The 6,745-nt window shown below is 72.1% G+C and carries 7 protein-coding genes; 4 read left to right on the forward strand and 3 right to left on the reverse strand.

Going from position 1 to position 6,745, the window contains the following annotated elements:
* The first annotated feature begins 713 nt into the window (after positions 1-713).
* Positions 714-1,208: a general stress protein gene (locus tag ACRX5W_RS04705; RefSeq protein ID WP_436786596.1), complete on the forward strand. Its 495-nt coding sequence runs from the start codon at positions 714-716 to the stop codon at positions 1,206-1,208.
* Positions 1,209-1,273: 65 nt separating this feature from the next.
* Here the strand turns inward: ACRX5W_RS04705 and corA are convergent, their stop codons facing one another.
* Complete coding sequence (gene corA / locus ACRX5W_RS04710; protein ID WP_436786597.1) at positions 1,274-2,362, reverse strand: magnesium/cobalt transporter CorA; 1,089 nt, start codon at positions 2,360-2,362, stop codon at positions 1,274-1,276.
* A gap of 440 nt (positions 2,363-2,802) precedes the next feature.
* Between corA and ACRX5W_RS04715 the strand changes: the two genes are divergently transcribed.
* Positions 2,803-3,411 carry a suppressor of fused domain protein gene (locus ACRX5W_RS04715; RefSeq protein ID WP_436786598.1) on the forward strand — a complete coding sequence of 203 codons (609 nt, stop codon included), beginning with the start codon at positions 2,803-2,805 and terminating at the stop codon, positions 3,409-3,411.
* A 41-nt stretch (positions 3,412-3,452) separates the two neighbouring features.
* On the opposite strand, the gene ACRX5W_RS04720 is transcribed toward ACRX5W_RS04715, so the two are convergent.
* The gene (locus ACRX5W_RS04720; RefSeq protein ID WP_436786599.1) at positions 3,453-3,881 is read right to left on the reverse strand and encodes a universal stress protein; all 429 of its coding nucleotides are present in this window, start codon (positions 3,879-3,881) and stop codon (positions 3,453-3,455) included.
* Positions 3,882-4,077: 196 nt separating this feature from the next.
* Between ACRX5W_RS04720 and ACRX5W_RS04725 the strand changes: the two genes are divergently transcribed.
* A complete protein-coding gene (locus ACRX5W_RS04725; RefSeq protein ID WP_436786600.1) occupies positions 4,078-4,938 on the forward strand; it encodes a hypothetical protein in 861 nt (286 codons plus the stop codon).
* Positions 4,939-5,217: 279 nt separating this feature from the next.
* Positions 5,218-5,724 (forward strand): MaoC family dehydratase, encoded by a 507-nt coding sequence (locus ACRX5W_RS04730; RefSeq protein ID WP_436786601.1) that lies wholly within the window; start codon positions 5,218-5,220, stop codon positions 5,722-5,724.
* Positions 5,725-5,836: 112 nt separating this feature from the next.
* On the opposite strand, the gene ACRX5W_RS04735 is transcribed toward ACRX5W_RS04730, so the two are convergent.
* Positions 5,837-6,745: ribokinase (locus ACRX5W_RS04735; RefSeq protein WP_436786602.1), on the reverse strand; the 909-nt coding region annotated here is incomplete at its 5' end.

Consider the following 6,745-nt stretch of genomic DNA (forward strand, 5'->3'; position numbering starts at 1 on the left):
GCCTTGTGGGCTCCCGGACCACGGCGTTCCCGCGTGATGACAGGGACGAAGTTTCCCGGCGAGACCCGGGCGATCCCCGCGGGCGGGGACCGCGGCGCACGTTTCCGCGCTTACGCGGCACAACGACGGACCGCCCTCCCGGTTACGCCGAACGGCGGTCGATTTCGCCGACGACCCGCAAAACTCACCGGCGGGGCCCGCACGGCGTATTCGCCGGGGCGTGCCCCTGCGGCGTTGTGGCCCCGCCACGCGGCGTCCTGCGTGCGCATCCGGCGCAGCGCCCCTGTTGCTTCCGGCAGCCCCGGCGCGTTCGACGGCGGCCTCCCAGCCGATCACCGCCGGCACTGCTGTACCGACGTCGTCGAGCGGCCCGGGCACGAATCGCGAGGCCGGGGGCAGGTCGACGCATTGCGGGCGCCCGCCACGCGCTGTCGTAGCTGGTCGTGGGCCCACGGCTTGGTGGTGAGGAACGGCTCCCGCGCGCAATCCCCGACGCGGCTGCCCGTGCGGGACCGGCCCCGCGCGGGCGATGGCGGGGACCGGCTCACACGCACCAAGCCGCCCTGCACGTCCGACCGCGAACGAGCGCGGCCGGCTCGTGGACAGCGTGTGCACGAGCCCGTCTCGTATGGTTTCGGGCCATTCGGGTACCCGGATCAGCGGCACAAAGTGGACCACCCGGTCCGCTGCCGACCGACCTGGGAGAGAATGCCATGTTCGGACAGGAGAAGTTCCGGCCGACCGCGGGCGGTGCGCCCGGTGGTGGGGTCGGCGAGGTTGTGGCGTCGTACACCGACTACGCGGGTGCTCAGCGGGCCGTCGACTACCTGTCCGACAACGAGTTCCCCGTCGAGCACACCTCGATCGTCGGCGCCGACCTGCGTCTTGTGGAGAACGTGCTGGGCCGCCTCGACGCGAAGAAGGCCGCCCTGGCCGGTGCCGCGAGCGGTGTGTGGTTCGGTCTGCTGATCGGTCTGTTCCTCGGCATTTTCGCCGAGCGCGCCACCGGGTGGATCTGGATCGTGTTCATGGGTGTCGTGTGGGGTGCCCTCGCGGGCGCGCTGTTCGGCTGGATCGGTTACCGCAGCATGGGCGGCAAGCGCGACTTCGTCTCGACGAGCCAGCTCGTCGCCGCGCGCTACGACGTGCTGGTCGAGACGTCGTACGCGGAACGCGCGCGCAACATCGTCGGAAGACTCAACCTGTAGGACCAGCGCGGTACGAGGGGCGGGCGCCACACGACGGCGCCCGCCCCTCGAACGCGGGCCGGCGCCTACAGCCACCCGTTGCGCCGGAACCCGCGGTGGATCATCAGACACACCGTCAGCGTGACCCCCAGCACGGTCGGATAGCCGTACCGCCATTGCAGTTCGGGCATGTGCTCGAAGTTCATGCCGTAGATGCCCGCGATCATCGTGGGCACCGCGCAGATGGCCACCCAGGCCGAGATGCGCCGCATGTCCTCGTTCTGCGCGACCGTCACCTGCGCGAGGTTGGCCTGGAGGATCGACGTCAGCAACTCGTCGAAAGACGCGATCTGTTCGCTGACGCGTGCGAGGTGGTCCTCGACGTCGCGGAAGTACTCGCGGATGTCGGGGTGCACCTGGCGCATCGGGCGTTCCGCGAGCGTCTGGAGCGGGCGGCCGAGCGGGGTGACCGCCCGCTTGAGCTCCAGCAGTTCGCGCTTGAGCTGGTAGATGCGGCCCGCGTCGCCCGAACCCCGGTTGCCGAACACCTCGTTCTCGACCTCGTCGATGTCGTCCTGCATCGACTGCGTCACGTCCAGGTACGCGTCCACCACGCGGTCGGCGACCGCGTGCAGGACCGACGACGGGCCGGCGGCCAGCAGATCGGGTGCCGCCTCCAGCCGGTGCCGCAGTTCCCCCAGCCCGCCGTGCCGGCCATGGCGGACGGTGACGACGAAGTCGCGGCCGAGGAACACCATGATCTCGCCGGTCTCGACGACCTCGCTGGTCGCGGTGAGGTGTTCGTGCTCGACGTACCGGACGGTCTTGAACACCGCGAAGAGCGTGTCGTCGTAGCGCTCCAGCTTGGGACGCTGATGGGCTTTCACCGCGTCCTCGACCGCGAGCGGGTGCAGACCGAACCGCTCGGCGATTCCTGCGAGTTCGGCGGACGTCGGCTCGTGCAGACCGATCCACACGAAGCCGTCGCCGCGCGCGTGGACGTCCTCGATCGCCGCCTCGGGCGCCGTGCAGCCCTGCTGCCGGGCGCCGTTGCGGTACACCGCGCAGTCCACGACGCAGTCGCCCGTGACCGGATCGGGTACGGCGGCAAGCGTCGGCCTGCGCCGGATCACGGCGGGACGGACGGCGGCACGCAGATCGCGGATCATCGACATGGCGGGCTCCTTCACAGGAGGGCGCGTCAAGGCACGCGGCGTCCTCGCGCTGCGGCGCGCAAGGCGTGGCATGCCCGGGGCGGGCTTGCGGCAAGGGAAGAAGAGCCGGTCCGAAGGCCTGATGGGAAAACGGGCACGGCTCGCGTACGTCACCAGAGCCAACGCTCGTCGGCGATCGACGACAGGTGGCGCGGGATCAGCCGTGCCGCGGCTCAGAGGGCGCGGACGCGGACGGGGTATCGAGGGAGGTCGGGGGAACCGCCGGTACTGCACGATGAGCCGGTATGCACGACAACCACCTCCCTGGGCCGGTCCCCGCCAGGGGAAGCCAGTTCCGCACGACGGCGCCGCACCGGAATTCCGAGCGGGCCAGCAAATCAGGGTAGCAGGCGGCAAGTTGCCGCGAGGTGACGTCGCGGCGAACGCGTACGATGCCGCCCATGCTCGACTTGACGCCGCCCCCCGAACCGATCGACCCGATTCCCCTGGTCGAAGCCCACGTCGTCGCGGCGTTCGGCGAGCCGTCCGGGCGCGCCGGTGTCACGTTCGTCGGCACCGACCGCATCGAGGTTTTGCGCTTCGGTCCCGACGAGGGCGGTGTCGTGCGCTACGTGACGCTGGGCATGTCGCGGTCCCCGATGACCGACCCCGCCGCCGCCCTCGCCGACCCGGTCCGGGGACCGCGCGCCGAGCTGGTGCTCTCGGTCCGCGGCGCCCATGACACCGTCCTGCGGCCCCTCGCGGTGCTGGCCGCGTCGCCGCAGGTGGAAGGCGTCGTGGTGGCGTCAGGCGCGTCCCTCGACGTCGGCGGGCCGCTGTGGGAGGGCGCGGCGTTCAGCGCGGTCCTGGTCGCCGAACCCGGCGGCCTGCTCCCGGATCTCGGCCTCCCCGAACCGGCGGAGCCCGTACGGTTTTTGCCGCTGCTGCCGATGACGGCGGCGGAGACCGCCTGGAAGCGGGTGCACGGCGCCGAAGCGCTCCAGGAACGCTGGCTCGAACACGGCACCGACCTTCGCGACCCGGGCCGCAAGGCGGTTCCCCTCACCTGACCTGCCCGTGGCCAGGCAGGCCCCCATCCCGTTCCGAAGCCTCAGGGCACCAGCAGAATCGGGCACGGCGCGTGGTGCGACACGGCGTTGCTGACGCTGCCGAAGAACACGCCGGACAGGCCGTGGTGGCGGCGGGCGCCGAGGACCAGCATGTCGGCGCCGTAGTCCTTCGCGTGCTTGACCACCGTGTCGGCGACGTCGCTGCGCAGCGTCTCGCCGGCCCAGCCCTCGACGTTCTCCACTCCCGCCGCGCGGAGTGTCTCGACGGCGTCGGTCACGAGCTTCTTGGCGGCCTCGTCGGGTTCCGCCTCGACCACGTTGCCGAGGGTCCCGCCGCCGACCACGTCGATCGTCTGGATGTGCAGGACGCGCACCGCGGCGCCCAGCGACACGGCGAGCTCGGCGGTGTGGGCGAGGACGCCGGCGGACTCGGGGGTGGCGTCGACGGCGACGAGGATGCGCTGGTACATGGGGCTCCTGACTTTCCTGGCGGTCCCGGGGACGGCCTGCTCGACCCGGTCGGCTTCGGTCACTTCGCAATTGATCCGAACAGCACACGCCAAACGGTTACTCCCGTCACCGGCCCATTGGGGGTGTCCGGTGCTTCTCGCCGCCGACGGGGGAAACATCCCGAGAGAACGTGCCCCGACCAGCCTAGGGAGACCCATGCACGCGCCGCCGTCCGACCCCGTGGACGCCGTGCGCATGATCGACGCCCTCGACCAGGCCGGTGAAGCCCTCGGCGTGGTCGCCGACGGCCCGACGGTGTGGGGCCGGTCCGGACGCGCCGCGGGTCGCCGCGTGCGCTACGAGCGCGGCGCCGCGTGGCTGGCGGTGCGGTCGGCCCCGGTCGCGCGTGCGCGCGGGGGGAGTTGGGACGGCAACGCGGCCGCCGAGAAGGCCTTCGGTGACCTGGCCGGGGTGCGGCCGCCGCTGCTCAACCTGTACGACTGGGCGGACGGCGGTACGGCGTACCGCGCCGAACTGGCCGCCTGCCTCGACGAGCCGATGTGCTCGTCCACACCGGAGGCGTCCCTTGGTCCGGACCCCGGTGACCGTTGGTGGGCCACGCTGCGGCGCACGCTGGAGACCGTCGGCCGCGCCGACACCGACCGCGTCGCCGTGGACCAGACGCGGATCGACGCGACGGTCCCGCGGCTCCTCGGTGTGCCGGCCCCGCGCATCGAGCGGACCGTCCCGTCGCACGCCGACCTGCACTGGGCGCACGTGACCGCGCACGGGCCACACGTCATCGGCTGGGACCGCTGGGGCCATGCCCCCGTCGGCTACGACGCGGCGAAGCTGTACGCCTGGTCGCTGGCGAGCCCCGGGACGGCAGCGCGAGTCCGCAGCGAATTCCCGGTGCTGGAAACAGAGTTGGGTCGCATCGCCGAAGTCGTCGCGGTGGCGGAGTTGATCGCGACCGTCGACCCCGCCGGGCACCCGGCGCTCTTCGCCGCCCTGCGCACGCGGGCCCGCGACCTGCTCCCTCCCGCGTCCCGGCGGCGCGGATCCGCCGGGCGCTGAAGCCCTCGTCCTCACTTGCCCGGTATGCGTCGTCGGCGCGAACCGGCGGGGTTCCTATCATCGAGGTCTCATGCCGGGTCGGGTGTTGATCGTTTTCGGTCGCGGCCGACGTGTATGGGTACGCCATCGCCCCCGCATCTGACCGTCCGCGGCAGGTACCCGACGGGGTGCGGCGTGCCCGGCGGCTGAGGGTGGGAGCCGGTGCCGGTGCGGTGCCGGGCCCGTCAGCAGAGCCGAGAAAAGCCGAGACGACGTTTCCGCAGCTCAGAGGGGACCACGATGCAGTTCGGCCGCTACTACGAGGAGTTCGAGGTCGGTGCGATCTACAAGCACTGGCCAGGCAAGACGGTCACCGAGTACGACGACCACCTGTTCTGTCTGCTCACGATGAACCACCACCCGCTCCACATGGACGTCAACTACGCCGAGAAGACGACCGACTTCGGCAAGAACGTCGTGGTCGGCAACTACATCTACTCGCTGCTGCTCGGCATGTCCGTGCCGGACGTCTCGGGCAAGGCCATCGCCAACCTGGAGATCGAGTCCCTGCGCCACGTCGCGCCGACCTTCCACGGCGACACCATCTACGGCGAGACGGTCGTGCTCGACAAGTGGGAGTCGAAGTCCAAGAACGACCGCGGCGTCGTCCATGTCGAGACCAAGGGCTACAAGCAGGACGGCACGCTGGTGTGCGTCTTCAAGCGCAAGGTGATGGTGCCGAAGACCTCGTACGGCGAAGCACGCGGCGGCGAGCAGCCCGGCCGTCCGGAGTTGCGCGAGGACTGAGCCGCGCGAACACGTCGCGGGAGAACCCCACCGACGGCTCCGGCCGACCGCATCCGCGCGTCGCCCCGGGGCCGTCGGCCGTTGCCGGCCCCGTGAGGGCGACCGGGCCGGGCTACCCGCGGCCGGGCAAGTCGCCCGGAGTCGGGAACGACGTCTGGGCGCCCTCGGCCGTGACGGCCGCCGCGCCGACGCGCACCGCGAACCGCACCGCGTCCGCAAGGGAGTCGCCGCGGGCCAGGCACCTGCCGAGCGCTCCGGTGAACGCGTCGCCCGCGCCCGTGGTGTCGACGGCGTGTACGGCCGGTGCGGGCACGTGGAGCGTCCGTCCGTCGCCGGTGACGCACACGGCGCCGGCCGCGCCGAACGTCACCACCAGCGAGCGCGGCCGGGCACCTGCCGCGCGCAGGCCGGCGAGTGCGCGCCGGGCGCGTTCCACGGGAGCGTGCGACGCGGCGGCCACGCGCCCGGTGTCCGGCTCGGCCGCGGCGCCGGACGCCGCGACGTCTCCCGCCTCGTGTTCGTTGACCACCAGCGGATCGCACAGCTCCAGCACGTCTTCCGGCGCGCGCCACGGACCCGGCGACGCGTTCACGACCACGCGCGTGCCCGCATCGCGGCACCGGCGCAGCAGTTCGGTGACGGTCTCGTGGGGGATCTCCAACTGCACCGACACCACACGGACGCGGCGCAACACCGGCACCAGCGCCGCGACGTGCTCCGGACGGAAGCGGCCGTTGGCCCCCGGGGAGACCGTGATCGTGTTCTCGCCGTGCTCGTCGACGGTGATCAGCGCGATCCCGGTCGGACCGTCACCGACCGTCACGAGCGACGTGTCGACGCCGTTCGCGCGCAACCCGCTAAGCAGCATCGAGCCGTACGCGTCCGACCCCACCCGCCCCGCGAAGGCGACGTCCGCGCCGAGCCGAGCCGCCGCGACGGCCTGGTTCGCGCCCTTGCCGCCGGGGTGCACGGCCATGTCTGAGCCGAGGACCGTTTCCCCGGGCCGGGGGGGGGGGGGGGG

Origin of the sequence: Yinghuangia sp. YIM S10712 (assembly GCF_051388935.1) — a bacterium.
Classification (GTDB): Bacteria; Actinomycetota; Actinomycetes; order Streptomycetales; family Streptomycetaceae; genus Yinghuangia.

What these genes read in the sequence shown, in the direction of transcription:
- ACRX5W_RS04715 (WP_436786598.1), top strand. Translation starts at nt 2,803, where the DNA reads ATGCTCGACTTGACGCCGCCCCCCGAACCGATCGACCCGATTCCCCTG.
- ACRX5W_RS04730 (WP_436786601.1), top strand. Translation starts at nt 5,218, where the DNA reads ATGCAGTTCGGCCGCTACTACGAGGAGTTCGAGGTCGGTGCGATCTAC.
- ACRX5W_RS04725 (WP_436786600.1), top strand. Translation starts at nt 4,078, where the DNA reads ATGCACGCGCCGCCGTCCGACCCCGTGGACGCCGTGCGCATGATCGAC.
- ACRX5W_RS04705 (WP_436786596.1), top strand. Translation starts at nt 714, where the DNA reads ATGTTCGGACAGGAGAAGTTCCGGCCGACCGCGGGCGGTGCGCCCGGT.
- ACRX5W_RS04720 (WP_436786599.1), bottom strand. Translation starts at nt 3,881, where the DNA reads ATGTACCAGCGCATCCTCGTCGCCGTCGACGCCACCCCCGAGTCCGCC.
- corA (WP_436786597.1), bottom strand. Translation starts at nt 2,362, where the DNA reads ATGTCGATGATCCGCGATCTGCGTGCCGCCGTCCGTCCCGCCGTGATC.